Here is a 25,977-nt window from a genome sequence, read left to right on the forward strand (position 1 = left end):
GCATTGCGCGACCGGCGGTACGGAAGAGCCTAGGACCACTGCGCGCTCGTGGGGAGATCATTTCCGTCATTGGGTCTGCCTTGTCGCCGGCTGGAATGCGGCCGGTCTCGGTCGGGTAAAGCAGTCGGCTGCGGATGCCCGGGGAGGGCATCCGCAGCCGCTCCGGTTCAGAGGTACTGGCCGGTGTTCGCCACCGTGTCGATGGAGCGTCCGGTGTCGGCGCCTTGCTTTCCGGTGACGAGGGTGCGGATGAATACGATCCGCTCGCCCTTCTTGCCGGAGATTCGGGCCCAGTCGTCCGGGTTGGTGGTGTTGGGCAGGTCCTCGTTCTCCTTGAACTCGTCCACGCAGGCCTGGAGGAGGTGGGAGACCCTCAGGCCCTTCTGGTTGTGTTCGAGGAAGGCCTTGATGGCCATTTTCTTGGCTCGGTCGACGATGTTCTGGATCATGGCGCCGGAGTTGAAGTCCTTGAAGTACAGGACTTCCTTGTCGCCGTTGGCGTAGGTGACTTCGAGGAAGCGGTTCTCCTCGGTTTCGGCGTACATCTGCTCGACGACGGTCTGGATCATGCTGTGGACGGTGGAGGCCGTGGAGCCCTGGTGTTCGGACAGGTCGTCCGTGTGCAGGGGCAGCGAGGCCTTGAGGTACTTCGCGAAGATGTCCTTCGCGGCCTCGGCGTCGGGACGCTCGATCTTGATCTTCACGTCGAGGCGGCCCGGGCGCAGGATGGCCGGGTCGATCATGTCCTCGCGGTTGGAGGCGCCGATGACGATGACGTTCTCCAGGCCCTCGACGCCGTCGATCTCGGCGAGGAGCTGGGGGACGATGGTGTTCTCGACGTCGGAGCTGACTCCGGATCCGCGGGTGCGGAAGAGGGATTCCATCTCGTCGAAGAAGACGATGACGGGGGTGCCCTCGCTGGCCTTCTCGCGGGCTCGCTGGAAGACCAGGCGGATGTGCCGCTCGGTCTCGCCGACGTACTTGTTGAGGAGTTCGGGGCCCTTGATGTTCAGGAAGTAGGACTTGCCCTGGGCCTGTCCGGTCACTTCGGCGACCTTCTTGGCAAGGGAGTTGGCGACGGCTTTGGCGATGAGCGTCTTGCCGCAGCCGGGCGGGCCGTAGAGCAGGATGCCCTTCGGGGGCCGCAGTTCGTGTTCCTTGAACAGGTCGGGGTAGAGGTACGGGAGCTCGACCGCGTCGCGGATCAGTTCGATCTGGTCGCCCAGGCCGCCGATCTTGTCGTAGTCGATGTCGGGGACCTCTTCGAGGACGAGGTCCTCGACCTCGCTCTTGGGGACGACCTCGTAGACGTAGCCGGAGCGGGGTTCGAGCAGGAGGGCGTCGCCGGGGCGGATGGTGATGTCCAGGAGCGGCTCGGCGAGCCTCACCACCCGTTCCTCGTCGGTGTGCCCGACGACCAGGGCGCGCTCGCCGTCCTCAAGGATCTCCTTGAGGGTGACGATGTCCCCGGCCCGCTCGTATTCCATGGCCTCGACCACGTTGAGGGCCTCGTTGAGCATGACTTCCTGGCCGCGCCGGAGGTCTTCCGGGTCGACGCTGGGGCTGACGTTCACGCGGAGCTTTCGGCCTCCGGTGAAGATGTCGACGGTGCCGTCGTCGTTCGCCTGGAGGAAGACACCGAAGCCTGCCGGCGGCTGTGCGAGCCGGTCGACTTCTTCCTTGAGGGCCACGATCTGGTCGCGGGCCTCACGGAGGGTGTTCGCCAGTCGTTCGTTCTGTGCGGAGACGCCGGCCAGGTTCGTCTGGAGCTCGACGATCCGCTCTTCGAGAATCCTCGTGTGTCGCGGAGAGTCGGCGAGCTTTCGTCGCAGGACGGCGATTTCCTGCTCGAGATAGGCAACCTGGCCGGCGGGGTCCTCGGACCCTCGCGCGGGCCGGATGCCGCGGTTGATGTCGTCGTCGTGGGCTGCCACGGTCCTCACCTCCTCCAAGGGGAGCTGGACGCTTCCTGACCCTACCTGGGCTGGTGGTGATTGAAACCCCTAGATCACAAAGACGATAGGGGTGTGTCCGATCTTCACCCTTGCGTACTCCCTCACGCCAAGGAAATACCCACCCATCAAACTCGGGAAGCCGCCGGTTGTAAGGTCGAAGTGTTCAACACCCGTCAGGGCCCGTGCGACTTGTTGCGGGTTGTGGCCGGGATGGATCACTCACCGCAGGGAACGGCAGGAGATATGACCGTGCAGCAGGAGGCTCCGACGGGCGGCGCCGGTGGGGCGGGCGAGCCGCTTGAGGTCTGGATCGACCAGGACCTCTGCACCGGGGACGGCATCTGCGCGCAGTACGCGCCGGAGGTGTTCGAGCTGGACATCGACGGTCTGGCGTATGTGAAGAGCGCGGACGACGAGCTGCTGCAGGAGGTGGGGGCGGCGACTCCGGTGCCGCTGCCGGTGCTGCAGGACGTGGTGGACTCGGCGAAGGAGTGTCCGGGCGACTGCATTCACGTAAGGCGCGTTTCGGACGGTGTGGAGGTCTTCGGTCCGGACGCGGAGTGACGTTCTAAACACTCTTGGCGGCTGAGTCCGTCAGCTCCTGGCGGAATTTTCCGTCGGTCCAGCGCCACTTGGCGTGCTGCTTCGTGTCGGGGCAGCAGCGGGGGACCTCGGGGCCGGAGTAGCCGAGGACGGTGGCCGTGACGGTGCGGTCGCGCACGGTGAGTTCGGTCGCGGTGCGGCGCTGCGGGGTGTCGAGGAGGGTGGCCACGACGCGGGGGCGGGAGCCTTCGGCGGGGTCCTGGGTGAGTACGTAGAGGGCGTGTGGCGGGGTGCCGGAGCCGGCGTCGCAGCGGACGGCCGCCACGGTTTCGGGGCGGCCGTCGCCGTCGAGGTCGCCGTGTGCGGTGGCGGTGACGGCGCGGGGGGCGCCCTTGCAGTCGAGGGGGTAGGTGGCGGCTGCGGCGTCGGGGGCGGCGGCCTGGGGCCCTTTCGCGGCGGGTTCCTCGGTGGCGGTGGCGGTGGTGCCGGTCGCGTCGGCGGGGGTGCCGGTGGCGGGCTGTACGAGTCCTGCCGCGGCGATGATGCCGGCGAGGGCGCCGGCCGTGGCGAGCCAGTGCAGGGGCCGGGTCCTGGTGTGGGCCGGGGTGTCGGGGGTTGCCTGCGTGGCGGGGGTGTGCAGCACGCGGGTGTCTCCTGTGCGAAGGGTGACGGGGAGCCAGCATCGTGCCACACCTCACACGGGGGTGGAACGGCAGGGTCCGGGGCGGGTGCGCGGACAACGAAAAGGCGCTGCGGTGCAGTTCCCCCGGGGTGGGGGGAACTGCACCGCAGCGCCTGAGTGTTGGTCGGCGGAGGGTGCCGGGGCTGCTACGCGGAGCGGTCGCTGCCGGGGCCGTCGTAGTCCTCGCCGTAGGCGCCCTTGGCGGGGCGGCGGCGGCGCATGGGGGGTTCGACGCCGTCCGCGAGGCGGCGGGCGGTGACGAGGAAGCCGGTGTGTCCGATCATCCGGTGGTCGGGGCGGACGGCCAGGCCTTCGACGTGCCAGTTGCGGATCATCGACTCCCACGGCTGGGGTTCGGCGAAGCAGCCGATCTCGCGGATGGACTCGACGGTCTTGGACAGCTGGGTGGTGGTGGCCACGTAGCAGCACAGGATGCCGCCGGGGACGAGGGCCTTGGAGACGGCGTCCAGGCATTCCCAGGGGGCGAGCATGTCGAGGATGACGCGGTCGACGTCGGTGTCGGACAGGTTGTCCTGGAGGTCGCCGACGGTGAGCTGCCAGGCGGGGTGGGGTCCGCCGAAGTAGCGTTCGACGTTGGCGGTGGCGATCTCGGCGAAGTCCTGGCGGCGCTCGTAGCTGTGGAGCATGCCCTGGTCGCCGATGGCGCGCAGCAGGAAGCTGCTCAGGGAGCCGGAGCCCACGCCCGCTTCCACGACGCGGGCGCCGGGGAAGATGTCGGCGAAGGCCAGGATCTGGCCTGCGTCCTTGGGGTAGACCACGGCGGCGCCGCGGGGCATGGACAGGACGTAGTCGGGGAGCAGGGGGCGCAGCGCGAGGTACGCGACGTTCCCCGTGGTACGGACAACACTGCCTTCGGGAGCACCGATCAGCTCGTCGTGGGGGAAGGAACCCTTGTGGGTGTGGAAATTCTTCCCGGCTTCGAGCGTGAACGTGTAGTGGCGGCCCTTGGGGTCGGTGAGCTGAACCTGGTCCCCGACCTTGAAGGGCCCGCGTCGGCGGGCGGCACCGGTCGGTTCGGACATGTGACCAGTGTATTGGCTTCAGGACTGGGGCCGTGCCATGGCCTTCACGAAGGCCTTCTCGACGTCGAGGGTGGACAGGACTCCGTAGATGGCGCCGTCGGGTTCGAGGACGAGGTATTCGGTGGCGGGGTTGGCGCGGAGGTGGTCGAGGAGTTCTTCGCCGGTGAGTTCCGCGGAAACCTTCATGCCGTCGGTGAGGTCCTGGGCGAGGGTGCTGACGGCGACCCAGGGGCGGCGGTGTTCGGGGACGGAGGCGATGGCGCTCTCGCGGACGATGGCGGTGGGGTCGGCGTGGCCGTCCACGACGACGAGGGCGCGGGCTCCGGCTTCGTTGGCGCGGCGGAGGGCTTCGGAGAGGGGTGTGGCGTTCTCGACGGGGATGGCGCGGCGGGTGAGGGTGCGGGCGCGCAGTTCGGGGAGGTGTTCGCGCAGTCGGGCCATGCGGAGGCTGTTGCCGGCGCCGGTCCAGATGATGGCGGCGAGGATGGCGGCGAGGAGGGCGTCCATGACGGTGTCCATGCCGCCGATCTCTTCGGTGCGGTTGCCGAGGAGTCCGGTGTGGGTGAGGAGGGGGAGGCCGAGGAGGACGGCGACGGCGAGGGCGCGGCCGACCCAGGCGGCGGCGATGGTGCCGGCCATGGGTTTGCCGGTGATGCCCCAGATGAGGGCGCGGAGCATGCGGCCGCCGTCGAGGGGGAGGCCGGGGAGCAGGTTGAAGGCGGCGACGAGGAGGTTGGAGATCATGAGGCCGGCGAGGAGGACGCCGGGGACGGTGGCGGGGTCGACGGCTTTCATGCCGAGGTAGAAGGCTGCGGCGAGGAGGAGGGAGAGGAGGGGGCCGACGAAGGCGAGGACGAATTCGCGGCCGGGGGTCTCGGATTCCTTCTCGATCTCGGAGACTCCGCCGAAGAACTGGAGCTGGATGCGGCGGACGGGGAGTTTGAAGCGGAGGGCGGCGACGGTGTGGGCGAGTTCGTGGACGAGGACGGAGGCGTAGAAGGCGACGGCGAAGAAGAGGGAGACGAGGTAGCGGACTGGTCCGAGGTCGGGCAGGACGCGGTCGAGCTGGTCTCCGAAGACCCAGGTGATGAGGGCGGCGACGAGGAACCAGCTGGGTGAGACGTAGACGGGCACGCCGAAGGGGCGGCCCATCAGGAGTCCGCCGCCCGGTCCGGAGCGCCGTTTGTCGCGCTCGTCGGTCTGGTCGGTGTCTGCCACGTCTGTCCTTCGTTCGGTGCGGGGGGTGGGGGGTGGTTCTCGTGGTGTTCTGGGTGGTGTGTGCGGTGGGTGTGTAGCGCTTGGTGATGCTCCGATCATGCAGTGCGAGGGGGCTTGGCGTCGATGGTATGCGCGTGCTGTCGGTCGCGGGTCGTAGGGTTTTGTCCATGACGACGAGCCCTGGTGCCGCGCCCGGTGCGGCCGATGCCGCGAGCCCTGGTGCTGTGGCGCCTTCTTCTCTCTCTCCTTCCCGGGCGAGCGATTTCATGCAGTGTCCTTTGCTGTACCGGTTCCGGGTGATCGACAAGCTGCCGGAGAAGCCGAGTGCGGCGGCGACGCGGGGGACGCTGGTGCATGCGGTGCTGGAGCGGCTTTTCGATCATCCTGCGCAGGAGCGGACGGCGCCGCGGGCGAAGGGGCTGGTCGCGGGGCAGTGGGAGCGGTTGCTGGGGTCGCGTCCGGAGCTGGCGGAGCTGTTTCCGGGGGGTGACGAGGGGGCGGGGCTGGCTCGGTGGCTGACGGAGGCGGAGGCGCTGGTCGAGCGCTGGTTCACGTTGGAGGATCCGACGCGGCTGGAGCCGGTGGAGCGGGAGTTCTTCGTGGAGGCGGAGCTGGAGTCGGGGCTGCGGCTGCGCGGGATCATCGACCGGGTGGATGTGGCGCCGTCGGGTGAGGTGCGGATCGTCGACTACAAGACGGGGAAGGCGCCGCGGCCGGAGTATGCGGAGGGCGCGCTGTTCCAGATGAAGTTCTACGCGCTGGTGGTGTGGCGGCTGAAGCGGGTGGTGCCGCGGCGGCTGCAGCTGGTGTATCTGGGCAGTGGGGACGTGCTGACGTACGACCCGGTGGTGGCGGACCTGGAGCGGGTGGAGCGCAAGCTGCTCGCGCTGTGGGAGGCGATCCGGGAGGCGACGGCGACGGGTGAGTGGCGGCCGCGGCCGACGAAGCTGTGTGGTTGGTGTGACCACCAGGCGTCGTGTCCGGAGTTCGGGGGTACTCCCCCGGTGTATCCGTTGCCGGTGGTGCCGCGGCCCGGCGGCGCTTCGGCGGGTAGCTGAGGGCTGCGGCCGGGGCGGATTCCTTGATCGTCGGGTCAGGGCAGAATGGGCGTGTCCGCCGAAGCCGTCCGACGAATTCGAGGTATCGCCCGTGGCCGTCCGCGTTCTCCTGGTCGACGACCAGCCCCTGTTGCGCACCGGCTTCCGGATGATCCTGGAGGCGGAGGAGGACTTGGCGGTGGTCGGCGAGGCCGGGGACGGCTTGCAGGCGCTGGACCAGGTGCGGGCGCTGCAGCCGGATGTGGTGCTGATGGACATCCGGATGCCGCGGATGGACGGGGTGGAGGCGACGCGGCAGATCACCGGGCCGGGCCGGGACGGTCCGGCGAAGGTGCTGGTGCTGACCACGTTCGACCTGGACGAGTACGTGGTGGAGGCGCTGCGGGCGGGGGCGAGCGGGTTCCTGTTGAAGGACGCGCCGGCCGTTGAGCTGGTGCAGGCGATCCGGGTGGTGGCGGCGGGCGAGGCGATGCTCGCGCCGAGCATCACGCGGCGGCTGCTGGACAAGTACGCGGGGCATCTGCCGTCGGGTGACGAGCGTGTCCCGGACACGCTGGGGACGCTGACCGAGCGTGAGGTGGAGGTGCTGAAGCTGGTGGCGCGGGGTTTGTCGAACGCGGAGATCGCGGCGGATCTGTTCGTGAGCGAGACGACGGTCAAGACGCATGTGGGGCACGTCCTGACGAAGCTGGGCCTGCGTGACCGGGTCCAGGCGGCGGTGTACGCGTACGAGAGCGGCCTGGTCCGCCCCGGAGCCCAGTAGCCCCCGCCGAGCCGTGGGCGCCTCCGGCGCGGGTTCCTCCGGGGCTCCGGCCCGACGCGACCGTTGCACGGGCGAGTGAGCCGAAGGGGCCGCGTCGGCGATGGAGGGCGAGCGCCCGGAGGAATCCGCGAGGAACGAGCGGATTCCGAGGACGCACGCCCTCCTGCAGCCGACAAGAGCGGGCCCGGAGGCGAACCGCCCCGGGAAAAGAGGTGCGGGTGAGCCGAAGGGGCCGCGTCGGCGAAGGAGGGCGAGCGCCCGGAGGAATCCGCGAGGAACGAGCGGATTCCGAGGACGCACGCCCTCCTGCAGCCGACAAAAGCGGGCCCGGAGGCGAACCGCCCCCGTGAAGAGACACCTCATGCGGCTAAGCCGTCAAGGCGGCCCCGGGGTCTCGCCCGGCAGTTGTCCGGATGATCCGTGATCATTTTGGTGTGTCGGCCGTGAAGGCGTACACCCGGAGCGGGTCGAGGTGCAGTTCGTGGGGGCCCATGCAGTCAGCGGCGAGAGTGGCCACGAGCGCCCCGCACACGCACGCCATGTTGCGGCCTCCGGTGCCAAGCGGTCCGCAGCACCCGTGATGGATGCCGAGGGACCCGGCCAGCTGCAGGCTGGGCACGTCCTCCGGGTGCACGATCACGGAGTTCCTGGGCCCTGCGGGCACCATGCCGGTCATGTCAGGCGGCATGAGAAGGGCACGGCTCCGATGCGGGTCTACGGCCTGGGCGTCAGGGGCCACGAAAGGTGCGCCCCAAGGCTCGGGATCGATGACACAGCTGCCACGCGGGACGGTCGACGGCGCGAGCCGAGTCACGCTGTGACGATCCCTGTCGTGCACGGAGACGTCGGGGACGTCCGTGAGCTCCTGCAGGTTCGGGGTGAGCTCGGCGCCGCATTTCGCGCAGTAGAAGACCGTCATAGCAGCCGTTGTATCCGGTCTTTGCACAGCCTCGCACGGTCGGAGGTGTCGTAGGGGTCACCATGGGACCGACCGGGCCACGCACTTCCTGCCCGAGCGGACACGCCGCCCCGGGGCCATCAGAGATCCAGGACCTCTGGTTGCCATCGAATCAGAGGTGCGAGTGAGTCGAAGGGGCCGCGTCGGCGAAGGAGGGCGAGCGCCCGGAGGAGTCCGCGGGGAACGAGCGGATTCCGAGGACGCACGCCCTCCTGCAGCCACAAGAGCGGGCCTGGAGGCGAACCGAGCCTCCAAGGGGGTCAGCCCTTGCTGATCTCCCAGAAGCGGAAGACCGTGGAGGCGTCGAGGGACCACTGGAGGCCGTTGACGTTCTGGCGGGTGACGGCGTACTGCTTGCCCTGCCAGAGCGGGAGGAGCGGGAGTTCGTCGGCGACGATGTCCTGGAGGCGGTCGTAGTCGGTGTTGGCCGCGGTGCGGTCGGACTTCGCGGAGGTCGACGGGATGATCGTCCCGGTGATCTCCTTGTTGTCGTAGTTGTTGTTCAGGACGTTGCCGGGGCCGAAGAACGGCTGGGTGAAGTTGTCGGCGTCCGGGTAGTCGGGGACCCAGCCCTTGACGTAGATGCCGTACTTGCCGGCCTGGATGTCCTTTTCGTACTGCTCGTACTCGACGGACTTGACGTCGGCTTCGAAGAGGCCGCTGTCGTTGAGCTGCTTGGCGATGACCTCGAACTGGTGGTCGGTGGAGGGGCCGTAGCGGGAGGGGGTCGAGTAGAGGGTGACCTTGACCTTGCCGTTGATGTTGGCGGCCTTGAGGACGGCCTTGGCCTTCTCGGGCTGCGGGGTGCCGCCGTAGCGGTCGAAGAACGGCGTGGTGTGGCCGGCGATGCCGGTGGGGACGATGGAGTACAGGGCGGTGGCGGTGCCTGCGTACACGTCCTTGACGAGGGCTTCGCGGTCGACGAGGTAGGCGATGGCCTTGCGGACGGGGAGCTTGCCGACGACGGGGTCGTTCATGTTGAAGACCATGTGTTCGACTTCGGCGCCGGTGCCCTGGACGACGTCGACCTTGTCGTCGCCGGTTTTGCTGGAGGCGAGGGCGGCGATGTCCTTGGCGGCGAGGCCGCGGAAGGCGAAGTCGACGTCTCCGTTTTCGAGGACGGTCTTGAGGCCGGCCTGGTCGCCGTTGAAGAACTTGAGGGTGACGCCGGTGTTCTTCGCCTTGGCCTTGCCGGTGTAGGACTCGTTGACGGAGAAGGTGGCGCTCTTCTCGCTGAAGGAGTCGAGCTTGTAGACGCCGGAGCCGACGGCCTTGTTGTCGGTGCGGAGCTTGTCGGCCGGGTATTCGCGGTGGTCGACGATGGAGCCCGCGCCGGAGGCGATCTTGCTCGGGAAGGTGGCGTCGGAGGTCTTCAGGCGGAAGACGACGGTGTGGTCGTCCGGGGCGTCGATGCCGGCGATCGAGGCGAGCATGACGGCGGGGCCGTTCTCGTCGTTGATCTTCAGCGTGCGCTCGAAGGAGTACTTGACGTCCTTGGAGGTGAGCTCGTGCCCGTTGCTGAACTTCAGGTCCTTCTTCAGCGTGCACTTGAAGAGCTTGCTGTCGCCGCCCTCGAAGGCGCAGCTCTGGGCGGCGTCGGGCTCGGGGGTGGTGCCGCCCTTGGGGAAGCTCAGCAGCGACTGGAAGACGTTGTTGAAGAGCAGCCAGGAGCCGGGGTCGTAGCCGGATGCCGGGTCGGTGGACTTCACCTTGTCGGATATGCCCATGACCACGCCCTTGCCGCTGCCGGCGTTGGAGCCATCGGTCGAACCGCAACCGCTGAGCAGCGCGGCGGCGGTGGCTGCGCCGAGCGGGGCCGCCAGCCACTGGTTACGTCGATTCACGGATACGTCCTTCACAGTCGAACTGTTTCGTTGCTCCGGCCCGCGACATCCGCTGCCGGTCCTTGCCTTGCTCAGCCGCTTACGCCGCGGCCGAGCTCCCACAACTGGAGGTCGGAGATGGCGTTGACCGACCACTCCACTCCGGTGATTCCGTCGCGTGCGGCGACGTACTGCTTGCCCTGCCACAGGGGCAGGACGGGTACGTCCTCGGCGACGATGTCCTGCATCTCCGTGACCGCGGGCGCGGCGACGTTGCGGTCGACCGCGCGCCGGGACTCGGGGAGGAGCCTGGTGCGCACCGTGTTGTTGGCGTACGGCGTGCCCAGGAAGTTGTCCTGCTCCAGGAACGGGGCGAGGAAGTTGTCGGCGTCCGGGTAGTCGGGGAACCAGCCGAGTCCGTAGGCGGCGTGGTCGCCCTTCTTCTGGGCGGGGCGGAAGTCGGACCATTCGCTGCCCTGGACGGTGATGTCGAAGAGCTGGGTGGCGTTGAGCTGGGCCTTGAGGGTTTCGAACTCGGCCGCGGTGCCGTCGCCGTAGTGGTCGCTGGTGTAGTGGAGGGTCAGCTTGACCGGGGTCTTGATCCCGGCGTCCTTCAGCAGTGCGGCGGCCTTGGGCGTGTTGGCGTCGCCGTACTTGTTGTAGAAGGAGTTGACGTGGCCGGTGACGCTGGTGGGGACCAGTGAGTAGAGCGGCTGGGCGGACTTGCCGTAGACCTTGGAGATGAGTGCGCTGCGGTCGACGGCGGCGGCGAGGGCTTGGCGGACGGCCTTTTCCTTGACGACGGGTGCGTCGGTGTTGAAGCCGATGTAGCGGATCTCCAGGCCGGGCATGGGGACCAGCTTGACGCCCTGGGGCGGGTTGGCGCTGAGTTCGTTGATCTGGGCGGGCGACAGGGTGCGGGAGACCATGTGGATCTTGCCGTCGGTGAGTGCCTTGCCCATGGCCGGGGAGTCGCGGAAGGTGCGCAGCTCGATCTTGTCGTTGCGGAGCTTGAGGTCGCCCTTGTAGTGGGGGTTCTTGGTGAAGACGGCGCGGACGAGGCGGTTGTCCTTGACTTCGGCCTTCATCGTGTAGGGCCCGGAGCCGTCGACGGCGAAGCCCTCGCGGAGTTTGCCGGCGTCGTAGTTCTTCGCGCTGACGATGCCGGCGGCGGGGGTGGAGAGCTTGTGGGGGAAGGTGGCGTCGGGGGTCTTCAGGTGGAAGACGACGGTGTCCTCGCTCGTTGCCTCGACCTTGTCGAGGGTGGAGAGGAGTGAGGAGGGGCCGTTCTCGTCCTTGATCGCGAGGACGCGGTCGATGGAGAACTTGACGTCCTTGGCGGTGAGCGGGTCTCCGTCGGCGAACTTGAGGCCGGCGCGCAGGGTGCAGCGGTAGCTCTGGTTGCCGGTGTCGGTGAAGCGGCAGGCGGAGGCGGCTTCGGGGACGGGCTGGCCGCCGCCGCGGGGGGTGTGCATGAGCGTCTGGACGGTCTGGCGCAGGATGTTCCAGGTGCCGGCGTCGTAGGCGTATGCGGGGTCGAAGGGGGCGGGAGCGAAGTCTGCGGCCTCGAACCGGTCGGTGGTGCCGACGACGATCGCTGCGGATCCTGCTCCTCCGCCGCTGGCTGTGCCGCATGCGGCCAGTGCGGGGGTGAGCAGTCCGGCCGCGGCCGTCAGCACCATGGTCTTGCGGTTCATGCTGGAAGTACTCCCTGTGACCGGCACTTGTTCAAAGCGGTGTGGAGGGCACTTCGCGGTGGTCGCCCGTTCGGGGCGGGACGATCGGGCCGGTGTTGTGACGATCGGTCCACGCGGTTCCGGCACAGGGGTGTGTGTCCGGGACGGCTGGGTGCGGCGAGGTGCCCGGATCGACACTAGTGGTCCGTGGCGGGATGGCTGGAACTGGCCGGACTTGGGACGTAATCGCACTGTGATCGGAGCGAACTGCCTGTTCACAGGCAGGGCTGCGCAGATTCGGTCAGGGGCTGATCAATGTGGACACATTGGTAGCCGTCGGGGGCTTGCGACAGGTCCGTCGGGGGTGTGGCGCGTGACCAAGCTCACTCTGCGCAACGACCCTGGAGAGGATGGAATTTCGGCCTCCAGGGCCTACGACGGAAGATCCTTCCGTCGGGGCGCCGCCGGGCAGGGTTCCGTTCGGCACGGAGCGTGCACAGGGGGTCTCGTTGCGTGGCGATGCATACCGATGTAGGTCAGTGCATGCCGATGTGTCCACTCAGGTCAGGCGGCGGCGCCGTGCGGGCCCGTCGTCACTCTCAGTTCAGGGGGACGATGAGCGAGCGCAGGAACTCCAGGTCGACGTCCTCCAGCGAGCTGACGACCGTACGCCCGGGGGCCGGTGCGATCACCCCGACCGACGGGACGGCCACGACCCGGCAGCCGGCCGCTTCGGCGGCCGCCACTCCGGTGTTGGTGTCCTCGATGACCGCGCACCGCGAGGGGTGGGCGCCGAGGGTCTGCGCCGCGAGCAGGTAGGGGTCGGGGTGCGGCTTGGTCCGGGCGACCTCGTCGCCGGCGACCGTCATCGTGAAGCGGTCGCGGCCGAGGGTGAGCAGCACCCGGTCGATGACGCGGCGGTGGGAGGCGGAGACCAGGGCGGTGGGCACGTTGTGCCGGGCCAGCTCGGTCAGCAGCCGTTCGGCGCCGGGCATGAGGGGGACGCGGTCGGCGATGCGGGCCTCGAAGCGCTCGTTGAGCAGGACGCTCAGCTCTGCGATGCCGATGGCGGCGCCGGTGGCCTCGATCAGGAAGCCCGCGCTGCGGGTCATGGGGCCGCCGACGACCACGTCGCGCCAGGCGTCCTCCAGGCGGTGGCCGAGCTCGCGGAAGACCTCGGCCTCGATCTCCCACCAGAAGCCCTCGGTGTCCACGAGGGTGCCGTCCATGTCGAGCAGCACCGCCTGCAGTGCCGAGCCGTCGGCCGTGCGGGTGACGGGGGCGGGAACGGTGCTCGTCATGCGCGTGCCTCTCTGAGGGGACGAGAAGGCCGGTCACCTCTTCCCGCGGGGCATCCCCCGGGGAACAGGCGACCGGCCTGTATGGGACCGACAAGTGTACGTCGGCGGAGCTCAGCGTGCGTTGAAATACTTCGCTTCGGGGTGGTGGATCACGATGGCGTCGGTCGACTGCTCGGGGTGGAGCTGGAACTCCTCGGAGAGGTGGACGCCGATCCGCTCCGGCTGGAGGAGGTCGGCGATCTTCGCGCGGTCCTCCAGGTCGGGGCAGGCGCCGTAGCCGAGGGAGAAGCGGGCGCCGCGGTACTTGAGGTCGAACATGTCCTCGACCCTGGCCGGGTCCTCGCCGCCGAATCCGAGCTCGGCGCGGACCCGGGCGTGCCAGTACTCGGCCATGGCCTCGGCGAGCTGGACGGAGAGGCCGTGCAGTTCCAGGTACTCGCGGTAGGAGTCGGATTCGAAGAGCTTGGCCGTGGCCTCGCCGATCTTGGAGCCTACGGTGACCACCTGGAGTCCGACGACGTCGGTCTCGCCGGACTCCTCGGGGCGGAAGAAGTCCGCGAGGCACAGGCGGCGGCCGCGGCGCTGGCGGGGGAAGGTGAAGCGGGTCCGCTCGTTGCCGTCGTCGTCGAGGATGATCAGGTCGTCGCCCTTGGAGACGCAGGGGAAGTAGCCGTAGACGACGGCCGCCTCCAGCAGGTTCTCGGTGTGCAGCTTCTCCAGCAGGCCGCGCAGGCGCGGGCGGCCCTCGCTCTCGACGAGCTCCTCGTACGTGGCGCCGCCTGCGCGGGCCTGCTTCAGGCCCCACTGGCCCTTGAAGAGGGCTCCCTCGTCCAGCCAGGAGGCGTAGTCCTTGAGCGGGATGCCCTTGACCACGCGGGTGCCCCAGAAGGGCGGGGTGGGCACCGGGTTGTCGACGGCCACGTCGGAGCGGCCGCCGGGCTCCTGCGGCTCCTCCACCGGGAGGGGGGTGTCCCGCTTGGCGACGCGGCGCTGCTTGAGCTCGGGCAGGGCGGCGCCGGGGACGCCGCGCTTGACGGCGATGAGGGCGTCCATGAGGCGCAGGCCCTCGAAGGCGTCGCGGGCGTAGCGGACCTCGCCCTCGTAGATCTCGTGGAGGTCCTGTTCGACGTAGGCGCGGGTGAGGGCGGCGCCGCCGAGGATCACCGGGTAGTCGGCGGCCAGCTTGCGCTGGTTCAGCTCCTCCAGGTTCTCCTTCATGATCACGGTGGACTTCACGAGCAGGCCGGACATGCCGATGACGTCGGCCTTGTGTTCCTGGGCGGCTTCGAGGATCGCGGAGACGGGCTGCTTGATGCCGATGTTGACGACGTTGTAGCCGTTGTTGGTGAGGATGATGTCGACGAGGTTCTTGCCGATGTCGTGGACGTCGCCGCGGACGGTGGCGAGGACGATGGTGCCCTTGCCCTCGTCGTCGCTCTTCTCCATGTGGGGTTCGAGGTAGGCCACGGCCGTCTTCATGACCTCGGCGGACTGCAGGACGAAGGGGAGCTGCATCTGGCCGGAGCCGAAGAGTTCGCCGACGACCTTCATGCCCTCCAGGAGGGTGTCGTTGACGATGTCGAGGGCGGGGCGGGTCTGGAGGGCCTCGTCGAGGTCGGCTTCCAGGCCGTTCTTCTCGCCGTCGATGATGCGGCGCTGCAGGCGCTCGTCCAGGGGCAGGGCGAGGAGTTCCTCGGCGCGGCCGGCCTTGAGGGACTTGGTGTTGACGCCCTCGAAGAGGGCCATCAGCTTCTGCAGCGGGTCGTAGTCCTCGGTGCGCCGGTCGTAGATCAGGTCGAGGGCGGTGGAGACCTGCTCCTCGTCGAAGCGGGCGATCGGCAGGATCTTGGAGGCGTGGACGATGGCCGAGTCGAGTCCGGCCTTGACGCATTCGTCGAGGAAGACGGAGTTCAGCAGGACGCGGGCGGCGGGGTTGAGGCCGAAGGAGATGTTGGAGAGGCCCAGGGTGGTCTGGACGTCGGGGTGGCGGCGCTTGAGTTCGCGGATCGCCTCGATCGTGGCGATGCCGTCCTTGCGGGACTCCTCCTGGCCGGTGCAGATGGTGAAGGTCAGCGTGTCGATGAGGATGTCGCACTCGCGGATGCCCCAGTTGGCCGTGAGGTCGGCGATGAGGCGTTCGGCGATGGCGACCTTGTGCTCGACGGTGCGGGCCTGGCCCTCCTCGTCGATGGTGAGCGCGATGAGTGCGGCGCCGTGCTCCTGGGCCAGTCGGGTGACCTTGGCGAAGCGGGATTCGGGGCCGTCGCCGTCCTCGTAGTTGACCGAGTTGATGACGGCGCGGCCGCCGAGCTTCTCCAGGCCCGCCTTGATGACGGGGACCTCGGTGGAGTCCAGGACGATGGGCAGGGTGGAGGCGGTGGCGAAGCGGCCGGCCAGTTCCTCCATGTCGGCGACGCCGTCGCGGCCGACGTAGTCCACGCAGAGGTCGAGCATGTGCGCGCCTTCGCGGATCTGGTCGCGGGCCATCTCGACGCAGTCGTCCCAGCGGCCCTCCAGCATGGCCTCGCGGAACTTCTTGGAGCCGTTGGCGTTGGTGCGCTCGCCGATCGCCATGTAGGAGGTGTCCTGGCGGAAGGGCACGGTCTGGTAGAGCGAGGCGGCGCCGGGCTCGGGCCGGGGGTCGCGCGGGGCGATGGCGGTGCCGCGGACGCGTTCGACGACCTGGCGCAGGTGCTCGGGGGTGGTGCCGCAGCAGCCGCCGACCAGGGAGAGGCCGTACTCGCGGACGAAGGTCTCCTGGGCGTCGGCGAGCTCGGGGGCGGTCAGCGGGTAGTGCGCGCCCTGCTTGGTGAGGACGGGCAGGCCGGCGTTGGGCATGCAGGAGAGGGGGATGCGGGCGTTGCGGGCGAGGTAGCGCAGGTGCTCGCTCATCTCGGCGGGGCCGGTGGCGCAGTTCAGGCCGATCATGTCGATGCCGAGGGGTTCGAGCGCGGTGAGGGCCGCGCCGATCTCGGAGCCCAGCAGCATGGTGCCGGTGGTCTCGACGGTGACGGAGCAGATCAGCGGGACGTCGACGCCGAGCGCGGCCATGGCGCGGCGGGCGCCGATGATGGAGGACTTGGTCTGCAGGAGGTCCTGGGTGGTCTCGACGAGCAGCGCGTCGGCGCCGCCGGAGAGCAGGCCCTCGGCGTTGGTCTGGTAGGCGTCGCGGATCTGCGCGTAGGTGATGTGGCCGAGGGTGGGCAGCTTGGTGCCGGGGCCCATGGAGCCGAGGACCCAGCGCTGCTGTCCGGTGGAGGCGGTGAACGCGTCGGCGGTCTCGCGGGCGATGCGGGCGCCGGCCTCGGAGAGTTCGAAGTTGCGTTCGGCGATGTCGTACTCGGCGAGGGCCGCGTAGTTCGTGCCGAAGGTGTTGGTCTCGACGCAGTCCACGCCCACCGCGAAGTACGCCTCGTGGACGGAGCGCACGATGTCGGGGCGGGTGATGTTGAGGACCTCGTTGCAGCCTTCCAGCTGCTGGAAGTCCTCCATGGTGGGGTCCTGCGCCTGGAGCATCGTTCCCATGGCTCCGTCGGCGACGACCACGCGGGTCGCGAATGCCTCCCGGAGGGCATCGGCCCGGGTCTGGGTGTCGGCGGGCGGGTTCGGCAACGAGGCCATGGAGTGCTCCCTGGGATGCGACGGCTGTCGGCTTTGCACCCCTGCTGTGTCAAGGGTGCACGCGGCCAGCCTAACCGCGAGGCACCGGCCCCGGTGTGGGTGTCCCACGTGGCGGACTGCATTCTGTGGCGGGGGCCTGCCCATGGCGTTGTGGTGACGGTACGGCGGGAACAGATCTCCTACGGTGCGCGAGGTCGACATCGACCGATACTGTTCAGCATTGTCGAACCACGTCAAGATGGTCAGAGATACCGAAGGTCAGCAGGAGGCTGCGCGATGGCACGGAACATCCAGTCGCTCGAACGAGCCGCTGCGATGCTGCGACTCCTGGCGGGCGGCGAACGCCGGCTGGGGCTCTCGGACGTGGCGTCCTCGCTGGGCCTGGCCAAGGGCACGGCCCACGGCATCCTGCGCACCCTGCAGGCCGAGGGCTTCGTGGAGCAGGACCCGGCCTCCGGGCGGTACCAGCTGGGCGCGGAGCTGCTGCGCCTGGGCAACAGCTACCTGGACGTGCACGAGCTGCGCGCCCGCGCGCTGGTGTGGACCGACGACCTGGCCCGGGCGAGCGGCGAGAGCGTGTACGTGGGGGTGCTGCACCAGAGCGGGGTGCTGATCATGCACCACGTGTTCCGGCCCGACGACAGCCGCCAGGTGCTGGAGGTCGGGGCGATGCAGCCGCTGCACTCGACGGCGCTGGGCAAGGTGCTGTCGGCGTACGACCCGGTGGCGCACACGCAGGTGCTGGAGGTCGAGCGGGAGGCGTTCACGCCGCGTACGGTCACCGACGCCGCCGGCTTCGAGGAGATCCTGGGCCTGACCCGGGCGCGCGGCTGGGCCGCGGACGTCGAGGAGACGTGGGAGGGCATCGCCTCGGTGGCGGCGCCCATCCACGACCGGCGCCGGATGCCGGTGGGCGCGGTGGCGGTCGCGGGCGCCGTGGAGCGGGTGTGCGGCGACTCCGGGGAGCCCCGCGCGGCCCTGGTCGCCTCGGTGCGGGACTGTGCGCGCGCGGTTTCACGCGACCTCGGCGCGGGCCGGTTCTGACCTCCCTTTAACAGGCTCCGGCCATCACCCGGCCCCCTTCTGCCCATTTTTCGCCATATCTCGACCTTGAGATGGCCGGATTTGGCTGATCGCACGTGCCGGTAACGATCCGACACATTGGCCTGGCCGACCCTTGACGCATTCTTCACCTGGGCGGAAAACTGCCGTTCACCGGTCGACATTGTCGAACACCTACCGGCAATACGCGCTAGGATGCGACAAGGCCAAGGACCGGTGCAGCACTCACCGAGTGCGCGGAACCACCGGAGGGACCCGGTTTCCGCCCACCCCTGGACGTACGTAAGGAGTCGCGGGTGTCCAGCTCCGACATCTTCATCGGCGAGACCATCGGTACCGCCCTGCTCACTCTGCTCGGCGGTGGCGTCTGCGCCGCAGTGACACTCAAGAGCTCCAAGGCCCGCAACGCGGGCTGGCTCGCGATCACCTTCGGCTGGGGCTTCGCCGTACTGATCGCGGCCTACGTCTCCGCGCCGCTCTCCGGTGCGCACCTCAACCCGGCGGTCACCGTCGGCCTCGCCGTCAAGACCGGCGAGTGGGGCGACACGCCCGTCTACTTCGCCGGCCAGCTGCTGGGCGCCATGCTCGGCGCGGTCATCATGTGGGTGACCTACTACGGCCAGTTCCGCGCACACCTCTCCGACCCGGAGCACATCCGCGACGCCAAGCTCGGCCCGGAGGACCCGCACCCGCACGACCAGGCCGGCCCCGTGCTCGGCGTCTTCTCCACCGGCCCCGAGATCCGCAACGTCGTGCAGAACCTCGCGACCGAGATCATCGGCACCGCCGTGCTGGTCCTGGCGATCCTGACCCAGGGCCTCCAGGACGGCGGCAAGGGCCTCGGTGTCATCGGTGTCCTGATCACCTCCTTCGTGGTCGTCGGCATCGGCCTCTCGCTGGGCGGCCCGACCGGTTACGCCATCAACCCGGTGCGCGACCTCGGCCCCCGAATAGTCCACGCCCTGCTGCCGCTCCCCAACAAGGGCGGCTCCGACTGGGGATACTCCTGGATCCCGGTGGCCGGCCCGCTCCTCGGTGCCGTGCTCGCCGGCGGTCTCTACAACATCGCGTTCGCCTGATCAGCTACTGCCGCGCTCGTAAGATCCGCATCGCACTCCTGATTCCGCCTACTCACCAGACCTGCCAGGAGCAGCCATCATGACCAGCAGCACCGGCCCCTTCATCGCCGCGATCGACCAGGGCACCACCTCCTCCCGCTGCATCGTCTTCGACCGCGACGGCCGCATCGTCGCCGTCGACCAGAAGGAGCACGAGCAGATCTTCCCGAAGCCGGGCTGGGTGGAGCACGACGCCACCGAGATCTGGACCAACGTCCAGGAGGTCGTCGCCGGCGCCATCGCCAAGGCCGAGATCACCGCCGCCGACGTCAAGGCGATCGGTATCACCAACCAGCGCGAGACCACCCTGCTGTGGGACCGCCACACCGGCGAGCCCGTCCACAACGCGCTCGTCTGGCAGGACACCCGCACCGACGCCCTGTGCAAGGAGCTCGGCCGCAACGTCGGCCAGGACCGCTTCCGCCGCGAGACCGGCCTGCCGCTGGCGAGCTACTTCGCCGGCCCGAAGGTCCGCTGGCTGCTCGACAACGTCGAGGGCCTGCGCGAGCGCGCCGAGGCCGGCGACATCCTCTTCGGCACCATGGACTCGTGGGTCATCTGGAACCTCACGGGCGGCGCCCAAGGCGGTGCGCACGTCACCGACGTCACCAACGCCTCGCGCACCATGCTGATGAACCTGCACACCCTCGCCTGGGACGAGAAGATCGCGGAGTCGATGGGCGTCCCGCTCAACGTGCTCCCCGAGATCAAGTCCTCCGCCGAGGTCTACGGCCACGTCAAGGACGGCGTCCTCGCCGGTGTCCCGGTCGCCTCGGCGCTCGGTGACCAGCAGGCCGCGCTGTTCGGCCAGACGTGTTTCGCCGAGGGCGAGGCGAAGTCCACGTACGGCACCGGAACGTTCATGCTCATGAACACCGGCGACAAGATCATCAACTCCTACAGCGGCCTGCTGACCACGGTCGGCTACCAGATCGGCGACCAGAAGCCGGTCTACGCCCTGGAGGGCTCCATCGCCGTCACCGGCTCGCTCGTCCAGTGGATGCGCGACCAGATGGGCCTGATCAAGTCCGCGGCCGAGATCGAGACCCTGGCCCTCTCCGTCGAGGACAACGGCGGCGCCTACTTCGTGCCGGCCTTCTCCGGCCTGTTCGCCCCGTACTGGCGCTCCGACGCCCGCGGTGTGATCGCCGGCCTCACCCGGTACGTCACCAAGGCGCACATCGCCCGTGCCGTCCTGGAGGCCACCGCCTGGCAGACCCGCGAGATCACCGACGCCATGACCAAGGACTCGGGCGTCGAGCTCGCCGCCCTCAAGGTCGACGGCGGCATGACCTCCAACAACCTGCTGATGCAGACGCTCTCGGACTTCCTGGACGCCCCCGTGGTCCGTCCGATGGTCGCCGAGACCACCTGCCTCGGCGCCGCCTACGCCGCCGGCCTGGCCGTCGGCTTCTGGCCCGACACCGACGCCCTGCGCGCCAACTGGCGCCGCGCGGCGGAGTGGACCCCGCGGATGCCCGCCGAGCAGCGGGAGCGCGAGTACAAGAGCTGGCTCAAGGCCGTCGAGCGGTCCATGGGCTGGGTCGACGACGAAGACGCCAGCTGACCGCACCAGCTGAGTCAATCGACGAGGAGCGATAAGAGATATGAGCACCCTGCAGAGCGTCCCCGCCCTGGGTACGCACCCGACCGCCGGCGCGAACGCGAGCCGAGCCGAGACCCGCGAGCAGCTGGCGAAGGCCACGTACGACCTGCTGGTCATCGGCGGTGGAATCCTGGGCACCTCGGTGGCCTGGCACGCCGCGCAGTCGGGTCTGCGGGTTGCCATGGTGGACGCCGGCGACTTCGCCGGCGCCACCTCCTCGGCCTCCTCCAAGCTCGTCCACGGCGGCCTGCGCTACCTGCAGACCGGCGCGGTCAAGCTGGTCGCGGAGAACCACCACGAGCGGCGGGTGCTGGCCAAGGACGTGGCCCCGCACCTGGTCAACCCGCTCACCTTCTACCTGCCGGTCTACAAGGGCGGTCCGGTGGGTGCGGCCAAGCTGGGCGCGGGCGTCTTCGCCTACTCCGCCCTCTCGGCCTTCGGCGACGGCATGGGCAAGGTCATATCCCCCGCCCGTGCCGTCGCCGACAACCCCGGTCTGAAGACCGACAACCTCAAGGCCGTCGCGGTCTACTACGATCACCAGATGAACGACTCGCGCGTGGCCGTCATGACGGTCCGCGCGGCCGTCGAGTCCGGTGCGGTCGTCCTCAACCACGCCGAGGTCACCGGCCTGCGCAAGACGCACGGCCGGGTCACCGGCGCCGAGCTCAAGGACCGCCTGGACGGAACCGAGTTCGGGATCGACGCCCGCGTCGTGCTCAACGCCACCGGCCCGTGGGTGGACCACCTGCGGCGCATGGAGGACAAGCACTCCATGCCGTCGATCCGCCTGTCCAAGGGCGCGCACATCGTCATGAAGCGCAAGTCGCCCTGGAAGGCCGCCATGGCCACCCCGATCGACAAGTACCGCATCACCTTCGCCCTCCCGTGGGAGGACCAGCTGCTGCTCGGCACCACCGACGAGGTGTACGAGGGCGACCCGGCGGACGTGCGCGCCACCGAGTCCGACATCCAGCAGATCCTGGACGAGGCGGCCTTCTCGGTGAAGGACGCCGACCTCGACCGCTCGCTGATGACGTACGCCTTCGCCGGCCTGCGCGTGCTGCCCGGCGGTCCCGGCGGCGTGGAGAAGGCCAAGCGCGAGACGGTCGTCTCGGAGGGCGCGGGTGGCATGCTGTCGGTCGCCGGCGGCAAGTGGACGACGTACCGCCACATCGGCCGCGTCGTCATGGACAAGCTCGCCAAGCTCCCGGGCAGCCCGCTGACCGAGGACATGGAGCCGGTGAAGTCCCTTGTGCGCCGCATCGCGCTGCCGGGCGTCGCCAACCCCAACGCGGTCGCGCACCGGCTGCTGGTGGACCGTGAGCCCGGCACCCGGATGGACCCGCTGACCGCCCGCCACCTGGCGTCGCACTACGGCTCGCTGGCCTTCGATATCGCGCGCATCGCGAACGAGGACCCGGCGCTGGCCGAGCGCATCCACCCGGACGGTCCGGAGATCTGGGCGCAGGTCGCCTACGCCCGTGACCAAGAGTGGGCCGAGACGGTCGACGACGTGCTGCGCCGCCGCACGACGGTGACGATCCGCGGCCTGGACGACGAGTCCGTGAAGGCCCGCGTCGAGGAGATGCTGGCCCGCAAGGCATAGCTCTCACGCAGGTGGGGAAGAGGGGCGGTTCCGAGGGGAACCGCCCCTCTGTCGTGGGCTGTGGCCGGTGTCCCCTCAAGGCTTAGGCTGACCCACGTACGCAAGGAACTTCGGAAGGAGACCTGGGTGATCGAGCTTGAGGGCGTGCCCGAGCTGATCGACCCGGTCATGGTGGCCGCGTTCGAGGGCTGGAACGACGCGGGTGACGCGGCCTCCGGTGCGGTCGCACACCTGGACCGGGAGTGGAAGGGCGAGGTCTTCGCGGCTCTGGACGCCGAGGACTACTACGACTTCCAGGTCAACCGGCCCACGGTGTGGCTGGACAACGGGGTACGGAAGATCACGTGGCCGACGACCCGGCTCTCGGTGGTCCGGATCGGCGGCGCCAAACCGCGCGACCTGGTACTGGTCCGCGGGATCGAACCGTCCATGCGGTGGCGGTCGTTCTGCAACGAGATCCTGGGCTTCGCGCACGAGCTCGGTGTGGAGATGGTCGTCATCCTCGGGGCGCTCCTCGGGGACACGCCCCACACCCGGCCGGTGCCGGTGAGCGGGGTCACCTCGGACCCGGACCTGGCGCGGACGATGGACCTGGAGGAGACCAAGTACGAGGGCCCGACGGGCATCGTGGGCATTCTCCAGGAGGCGTGTACGCACGCGGGCGTACCGGCGGTGTCGCTGTGGGCGGCGGTGCCGCACTACGTGTCGCAGCCGCCGAACCCGAAGGCGACGCTGGCCCTGCTGAACCGGCTGGAGGACCTGATCGACATCAGGATCCCGCTGGGCGAGCTGCCGGAGGACGCGCGGGCCTGGCAGCTGGGGGTGGACCAACTGGCCGCCGAGGACAGCGAGGTGGCGGAGTACGTGCAGACGCTGGAGGAGGCGCGGGACACCGCGGACCTGCCGGAGGCGTCGGGCGACGCGATCGCGCGGGAGTTCGAGCGGTACCTGCGGCGCCGGGACCCGGCGGCCGGCCCTGCGGCGGAGCCGGGCGACGGCTCGTACCTGCGGGACACGAGCGGGGGCCTCCCCCGGCCGCCGAAGCGCAAGCCGGACCTGTCGGGGGAGGATCCGGAGCCGCCGACCACCGCGTCCCCCGGCGAGGACGACCCGGGGGCATAGCCGGACGGGCCGTGTTCCGGGGGCAGCGCCTCCGGAACACGGCCCGCAGGCGGCTACAGGGCCACGCCCAGGAGGGCGTCGACGGTGCGGGAGATCAGGCCCGGGGCCGACTCGTCGTCGCCGTCGGTGGCGTTCTGCAGCTCCACCCAGCGGTCGACGGCCGCGAGCGCCGCGGGGGCGTCCAGGTCGTTCGCCAGGGCCTCGCGGACCTCTTCGAGGACCGCGTCCGCCGGGATGCCGTCCGGCCGGGAGACCGCCGCGCGCCAGCGGTCCAGGCGGGCCACGGCCTCGTCGAGGACGGCGTCCGTCCACTCCCAGTCGGCCCGGTAGTGGTGCGAGAGCAGCGCCAGGCGGATCGCCGCCGGGTCCACGCCTGCGCGGCGGAGCGCCGAGACGAAGACGAGGTTGCCCTTCGACTTCGACATCTTCTCGCCGTGCAGGGCGACCATGCCGGCGTGGACGTACGCCTTGGCCATGGGGAACTCGCCGGTCAGCGCCTGCGCGTGGGAGGCGCCCATCTCGTGGTGCGGGAAGGCGAGGTCGGAGCCGCCGCCCTGGATGTCGAAGCCCATGCCCAGGTGGTCCAGGGCGATCGCGACGCACTCGATGTGCCAGCCCGGCCGGCCGCGGCCCAGCGAGCCGCCGTCCCAGCTCGGCTCGCCCGGTCGCGCCGCCATCCACAGCATCGGGTCCAGCGGGTTCTTCTTGCCCGGGCGCTCGGGGTCGCCGCCCCGCTCCGCCGAGAGCAGGCGCATCGCCTCTGCGTCGAGGTGGGAGACGCCGCCGAAGTGCGGGTCGGACTCCACCGAGAAGTAGGTGTCGCCCTCCAGCTCGTACGCCGCGCCCGCGTCCCGCAGCCGCTCGACCAGCGGCACGATGCCGGGTATGGCCTCGACGGCTCCGATGTAGTGCTGCGGCGGCAGCATCCGCAGGGCCGTCATGTCCTCGCGGAAGAGCGCGGTCTCGCGCTCGGCCAGCTCGGTCCAGTCGTGGCCGTCGCGCAGCGCCCGCTCCAGCAGCGGGTCGTCGACGTCGGTGACGTTCTGGACGTAGTGGACCTGCCGCTTGGTGTCGAGCCACACGCGCTGCACGAGGTCGAACGCGTTGTAGGTCGCCGCGTGACCGATGTGGGTCGCGTCGTACGGGGTGATGCCGCAGACGTAGATGCGGGCGACGGGACCGGGGGCGAGGGTGATCGTCCCCTGGGTCGCGGTGTCGTGGATCTGGAGGTCGCGGCCCTTGCCGGGAAGGGCGGGGACCTCAGAAGCGGGCCAGGCATGCATGTGTCGAGCCTAACCGGACGGATGTTCCGGAAACGAACTGGACCTGCACTGTTGTCTTGATCGGCACTCTTGCGGTCTGGCTGGTTCTGTGCGTGCGCCCGGTGGCCGGTTCAGACCGGTGGCCAGGGGATCGCCGGCCACTGGCCGGACGGCTGCGGGTGCCTTCCGGTGCGCAGCATGTGCGCCACCCGTTCCCGTACGGCGGCCAGCTCCGCCGCCGTGATCAGTTCGGCCAGCCGGGTGGCGAGGGGGGCTCCCGCGGCCAGGTCCGCGGCCAGCGCGGTGAGCGCCTCGCGGGCCTCGTCCGTCAGCGGCTCCCCCGCCCAGCCCCAGAGCAGGGTGCGCAGCTTGTCCTCGGTGTGGAAGGTCACGCCGTGGTCGATGCCGTAGATGCGCCCGTCGGGCGCGGGCAGCAGGTGCCCACCCTTGCGGTCGCCGTTGTTGATCACCGCGTCGAGGACGGAGAGGCGGCGCAGCCTGGGGTCGTCGGCGTGGACGAGGAGGGCGGTGCGGCCCTCGGCGACCTCGGCGAAGGCCACGGGCTTCCAGCCCTCGCCGGCCTCCTCGCCGTCGACGAGCGCGAGGAGTCCTTCCCGCGGGGCGTCCGGCGGCGGCTGCCGGGCCTCGATCCACTGCTGGACCATGCCTTCGCCGTAGGGTCCGTCGCGCAGCACGGTGGCGGGCACCAGGCCCCATCCGGTGGCCTCGGAGACCAGGTAGGCGGCGACCTCCCGCTGGGCGAGGCTGCCGTCGGGGAAGTCCCACAGCGGCCGCTCCCCCTTGACGGGCTTGTAGACGCAGTCGGTGCTCACGCCGTCGTGGGTGACGGTGCACAGCAGGACGGCGTTGGACGCCTCACGGATCCGGCCGACGACGGTCAGCTCGCCCCTGGCGAGCAGTTCCTCCATGTCCCCCTGGCCGTTCACGCCTGGCGCCGGTAGCCGTTCTGGCGCGGGCACACGTGGCCCTCCGGGTCCAGCGGCAGACTGCACAGCGGACAGGGCGGGCGGCCTGCGTTGACCACGTCCAGCGCGCGTTTGGCGAAGGCGCGGGCCTGGGCGCCGGTGAGGCGGACCCGCAGCATGGGCGGGCCGTTCTCCTCGTCCTGGAGCAGCCGCTCCTCGGCCTCGGCGAGGTCCTCGTCGGACTCGGCGTCCAGTTCCACCAGGGCCTGGGCCTCGACGATCATCCGCTGTTCCTCGCCGTCCCAGGCGAGGGCCATGGTGCCGACGCGGAACTCCTCCTCGACGGGGACGTCCAGCGGGGCGGTGTCGGCGGCCTCCGCCGGGGCCACGGCCGGTACCGGGGCGTTTCCGCCGGTCCGCCGCACGACCTCGTCCAGCAGTTCGTCCATCCGCTCGGCGAGCGCGGCGACCTGGGTCTTCTCCAGGGAGACGCTGGTGACGCGGGGGCCGGCGGAGGCCTGCAGGAAGAACGTACGGCGTCCCGGCAAGCCGACCGTGCCGGCCACGAAGCGGTCCGGCGGGTCGTAGAGGAACACCTGACGGGGCACGTCCAGTCTCCAAGTCTCGGCGG

The 25,977-nt window shown here is 69.7% G+C and carries 20 protein-coding genes; 8 read left to right on the forward strand and 12 right to left on the reverse strand.

Going from position 1 to position 25,977, the window contains the following annotated elements:
* Positions 1 to 167: 167 nt before the first annotated feature.
* The gene (arc, locus tag BSL84_RS07040) at positions 168 to 1,934 is read right to left on the reverse strand and encodes a proteasome ATPase (RefSeq protein WP_030025890.1); all 1,767 of its coding nucleotides are present in this window, start codon (positions 1,932 to 1,934) and stop codon (positions 168 to 170) included.
* 264 nt (positions 1,935 to 2,198) lie between these two features.
* Between arc and BSL84_RS07045 the strand changes: the two genes are divergently transcribed.
* Positions 2,199 to 2,519, forward strand: coding sequence for a ferredoxin (locus BSL84_RS07045; protein ID WP_030025889.1), 321 nt, complete (start codon positions 2,199 to 2,201; stop codon positions 2,517 to 2,519).
* 4 nt (positions 2,520 to 2,523) lie between these two features.
* Here BSL84_RS07045 and BSL84_RS07050 read toward each other — a convergent pair whose 3' ends face one another.
* The 3 genes from BSL84_RS07050 to BSL84_RS07060 all read right to left on the reverse strand — a co-directional run bounded on the left by BSL84_RS07050 (position 2,524) and on the right by BSL84_RS07060 (position 5,375).
* Positions 2,524 to 3,141 (reverse strand): hypothetical protein, encoded by a 618-nt coding sequence (locus tag BSL84_RS07050; protein ID WP_234363418.1) that lies wholly within the window; start codon positions 3,139 to 3,141, stop codon positions 2,524 to 2,526.
* Positions 3,142 to 3,326: 185 nt separating this feature from the next.
* A complete protein-coding gene (locus BSL84_RS07055) occupies positions 3,327 to 4,223 on the reverse strand; it encodes a tRNA (adenine-N1)-methyltransferase (protein ID WP_030025886.1) in 897 nt (298 codons plus the stop codon).
* 18 nt (positions 4,224 to 4,241) lie between these two features.
* Positions 4,242 to 5,375 (reverse strand): site-2 protease family protein, encoded by a 1,134-nt coding sequence (locus BSL84_RS07060; RefSeq protein ID WP_107069683.1) that lies wholly within the window; start codon positions 5,373 to 5,375, stop codon positions 4,242 to 4,244.
* Positions 5,376 to 5,608: 233 nt separating this feature from the next.
* On the opposite strand from BSL84_RS07060, the gene BSL84_RS07065 reads away from it, so the two are divergent.
* Positions 5,609 to 6,499, forward strand: a complete 891-nt coding sequence (locus BSL84_RS07065) for a RecB family exonuclease (protein ID WP_075972001.1) — start codon at positions 5,609 to 5,611, stop codon at positions 6,497 to 6,499.
* A 91-nt stretch (positions 6,500 to 6,590) separates the two neighbouring features.
* Positions 6,591 to 7,262 (forward strand): response regulator, encoded by a 672-nt coding sequence (locus BSL84_RS07070; RefSeq protein ID WP_075970018.1) that lies wholly within the window; start codon positions 6,591 to 6,593, stop codon positions 7,260 to 7,262.
* 424 nt (positions 7,263 to 7,686) lie between these two features.
* Here BSL84_RS07070 and BSL84_RS36920 read toward each other — a convergent pair whose 3' ends face one another.
* From BSL84_RS36920 to metH, 5 genes are all read right to left on the reverse strand, one after another.
* Positions 7,687 to 7,938, reverse strand: a complete 252-nt coding sequence (locus BSL84_RS36920) for a hypothetical protein (protein ID WP_234308515.1) — start codon at positions 7,936 to 7,938, stop codon at positions 7,687 to 7,689.
* A gap of 542 nt (positions 7,939 to 8,480) precedes the next feature.
* On the reverse strand, positions 8,481 to 10,064 hold the full coding sequence (locus BSL84_RS07080) for an ABC transporter substrate-binding protein (protein ID WP_030025879.1): 1,584 nt from the start codon (positions 10,062 to 10,064) through the stop codon (positions 8,481 to 8,483).
* A 71-nt stretch (positions 10,065 to 10,135) separates the two neighbouring features.
* On the reverse strand, positions 10,136 to 11,740 hold the full coding sequence (locus BSL84_RS07085; protein WP_075970020.1) for an ABC transporter substrate-binding protein: 1,605 nt from the start codon (positions 11,738 to 11,740) through the stop codon (positions 10,136 to 10,138).
* Between the two features lie 578 nt (positions 11,741 to 12,318).
* Complete coding sequence (locus tag BSL84_RS07090; protein WP_030025877.1) at positions 12,319 to 13,020, reverse strand: HAD family hydrolase; 702 nt, start codon at positions 13,018 to 13,020, stop codon at positions 12,319 to 12,321.
* 111 nt (positions 13,021 to 13,131) lie between these two features.
* Entirely contained in the window at positions 13,132 to 16,641 is a 3,510-nt protein-coding gene (gene metH, locus BSL84_RS07095; protein WP_030025876.1) for a methionine synthase, read from the reverse strand.
* Between the two features lie 276 nt (positions 16,642 to 16,917).
* On the opposite strand from metH, the gene BSL84_RS07100 reads away from it, so the two are divergent.
* The 5 genes from BSL84_RS07100 (at position 16,918) to BSL84_RS07120 (ending at position 23,158) form a co-directional block, all read left to right on the forward strand.
* Positions 16,918 to 17,685 carry an IclR family transcriptional regulator gene (locus tag BSL84_RS07100; protein ID WP_030025875.1) on the forward strand — a complete coding sequence of 256 codons (768 nt, stop codon included), beginning with the start codon at positions 16,918 to 16,920 and terminating at the stop codon, positions 17,683 to 17,685.
* 314 nt (positions 17,686 to 17,999) lie between these two features.
* Complete coding sequence (locus BSL84_RS07105) at positions 18,000 to 18,782, forward strand: MIP/aquaporin family protein (RefSeq protein ID WP_030025874.1); 783 nt, start codon at positions 18,000 to 18,002, stop codon at positions 18,780 to 18,782.
* 79 nt (positions 18,783 to 18,861) lie between these two features.
* Entirely contained in the window at positions 18,862 to 20,388 is a 1,527-nt protein-coding gene (gene glpK, locus BSL84_RS07110; RefSeq protein WP_030025872.1) for a glycerol kinase GlpK, read from the forward strand.
* A 40-nt stretch (positions 20,389 to 20,428) separates the two neighbouring features.
* Positions 20,429 to 22,036 carry a glycerol-3-phosphate dehydrogenase/oxidase gene (locus BSL84_RS07115; protein WP_075970021.1) on the forward strand — a complete coding sequence of 536 codons (1,608 nt, stop codon included), beginning with the start codon at positions 20,429 to 20,431 and terminating at the stop codon, positions 22,034 to 22,036.
* A gap of 126 nt (positions 22,037 to 22,162) precedes the next feature.
* A complete protein-coding gene (locus BSL84_RS07120; protein WP_075970022.1) occupies positions 22,163 to 23,158 on the forward strand; it encodes a PAC2 family protein in 996 nt (331 codons plus the stop codon).
* A gap of 53 nt (positions 23,159 to 23,211) precedes the next feature.
* Here the strand turns inward: BSL84_RS07120 and mshC are convergent, their stop codons facing one another.
* The 3 genes from mshC to BSL84_RS07135 form a co-directional block, all read right to left on the reverse strand.
* Positions 23,212 to 24,441, reverse strand: a complete 1,230-nt coding sequence (gene mshC, locus BSL84_RS07125) for a cysteine--1-D-myo-inosityl 2-amino-2-deoxy-alpha-D-glucopyranoside ligase (RefSeq protein WP_030025866.1) — start codon at positions 24,439 to 24,441, stop codon at positions 23,212 to 23,214.
* A gap of 110 nt (positions 24,442 to 24,551) precedes the next feature.
* Positions 24,552 to 25,400: an SCO1664 family protein gene (locus BSL84_RS07130; RefSeq protein ID WP_030025865.1), complete on the reverse strand. Its 849-nt coding sequence runs from the start codon at positions 25,398 to 25,400 to the stop codon at positions 24,552 to 24,554.
* Positions 25,364 to 25,954, reverse strand: coding sequence for a DUF3090 domain-containing protein (locus tag BSL84_RS07135; RefSeq protein ID WP_030025864.1), 591 nt, complete (start codon positions 25,952 to 25,954; stop codon positions 25,364 to 25,366). The genes BSL84_RS07130 and BSL84_RS07135 overlap by 37 nt, the downstream gene beginning before the upstream one ends.
* Positions 25,955 to 25,977 lie beyond the last annotated feature (23 nt).

Source organism: Streptomyces sp. TN58 (genome assembly GCF_001941845.1).
Taxonomy (GTDB): domain Bacteria; phylum Actinomycetota; class Actinomycetes; order Streptomycetales; family Streptomycetaceae; genus Streptomyces.

Excerpts from the sequence above, each read along its gene's own strand:
- mshC (WP_030025866.1), bottom strand. The coding sequence starts at position 24,441 with ATGCATGCCTGGCCCGCTTCTGAGGTCCCCGCCCTTCCCGGCAAGGGC.
- BSL84_RS07060 (WP_107069683.1), bottom strand. The coding sequence starts at position 5,375 with ATGGGCCGCCCCTTCGGCGTGCCCGTCTACGTCTCACCCAGCTGGTTC.
- BSL84_RS07115 (WP_075970021.1), top strand. The coding sequence starts at position 20,429 with ATGAGCACCCTGCAGAGCGTCCCCGCCCTGGGTACGCACCCGACCGCC.
- glpK (WP_030025872.1), top strand. The coding sequence starts at position 18,862 with ATGACCAGCAGCACCGGCCCCTTCATCGCCGCGATCGACCAGGGCACC.
- BSL84_RS07055 (WP_030025886.1), bottom strand. The coding sequence starts at position 4,223 with ATGTCCGAACCGACCGGTGCCGCCCGCCGACGCGGGCCCTTCAAGGTC.
- BSL84_RS36920 (WP_234308515.1), bottom strand. The coding sequence starts at position 7,938 with ATGACCGGCATGGTGCCCGCAGGGCCCAGGAACTCCGTGATCGTGCAC.
- BSL84_RS07090 (WP_030025877.1), bottom strand. The coding sequence starts at position 13,020 with ATGACGAGCACCGTTCCCGCCCCCGTCACCCGCACGGCCGACGGCTCG.
- BSL84_RS07065 (WP_075972001.1), top strand. The coding sequence starts at position 5,609 with ATGACGACGAGCCCTGGTGCCGCGCCCGGTGCGGCCGATGCCGCGAGC.
- BSL84_RS07045 (WP_030025889.1), top strand. The coding sequence starts at position 2,199 with ATGACCGTGCAGCAGGAGGCTCCGACGGGCGGCGCCGGTGGGGCGGGC.
- BSL84_RS07100 (WP_030025875.1), top strand. The coding sequence starts at position 16,918 with ATGGCACGGAACATCCAGTCGCTCGAACGAGCCGCTGCGATGCTGCGA.
- metH (WP_030025876.1), bottom strand. The coding sequence starts at position 16,641 with ATGGCCTCGTTGCCGAACCCGCCCGCCGACACCCAGACCCGGGCCGAT.
- BSL84_RS07085 (WP_075970020.1), bottom strand. The coding sequence starts at position 11,740 with ATGAACCGCAAGACCATGGTGCTGACGGCCGCGGCCGGACTGCTCACC.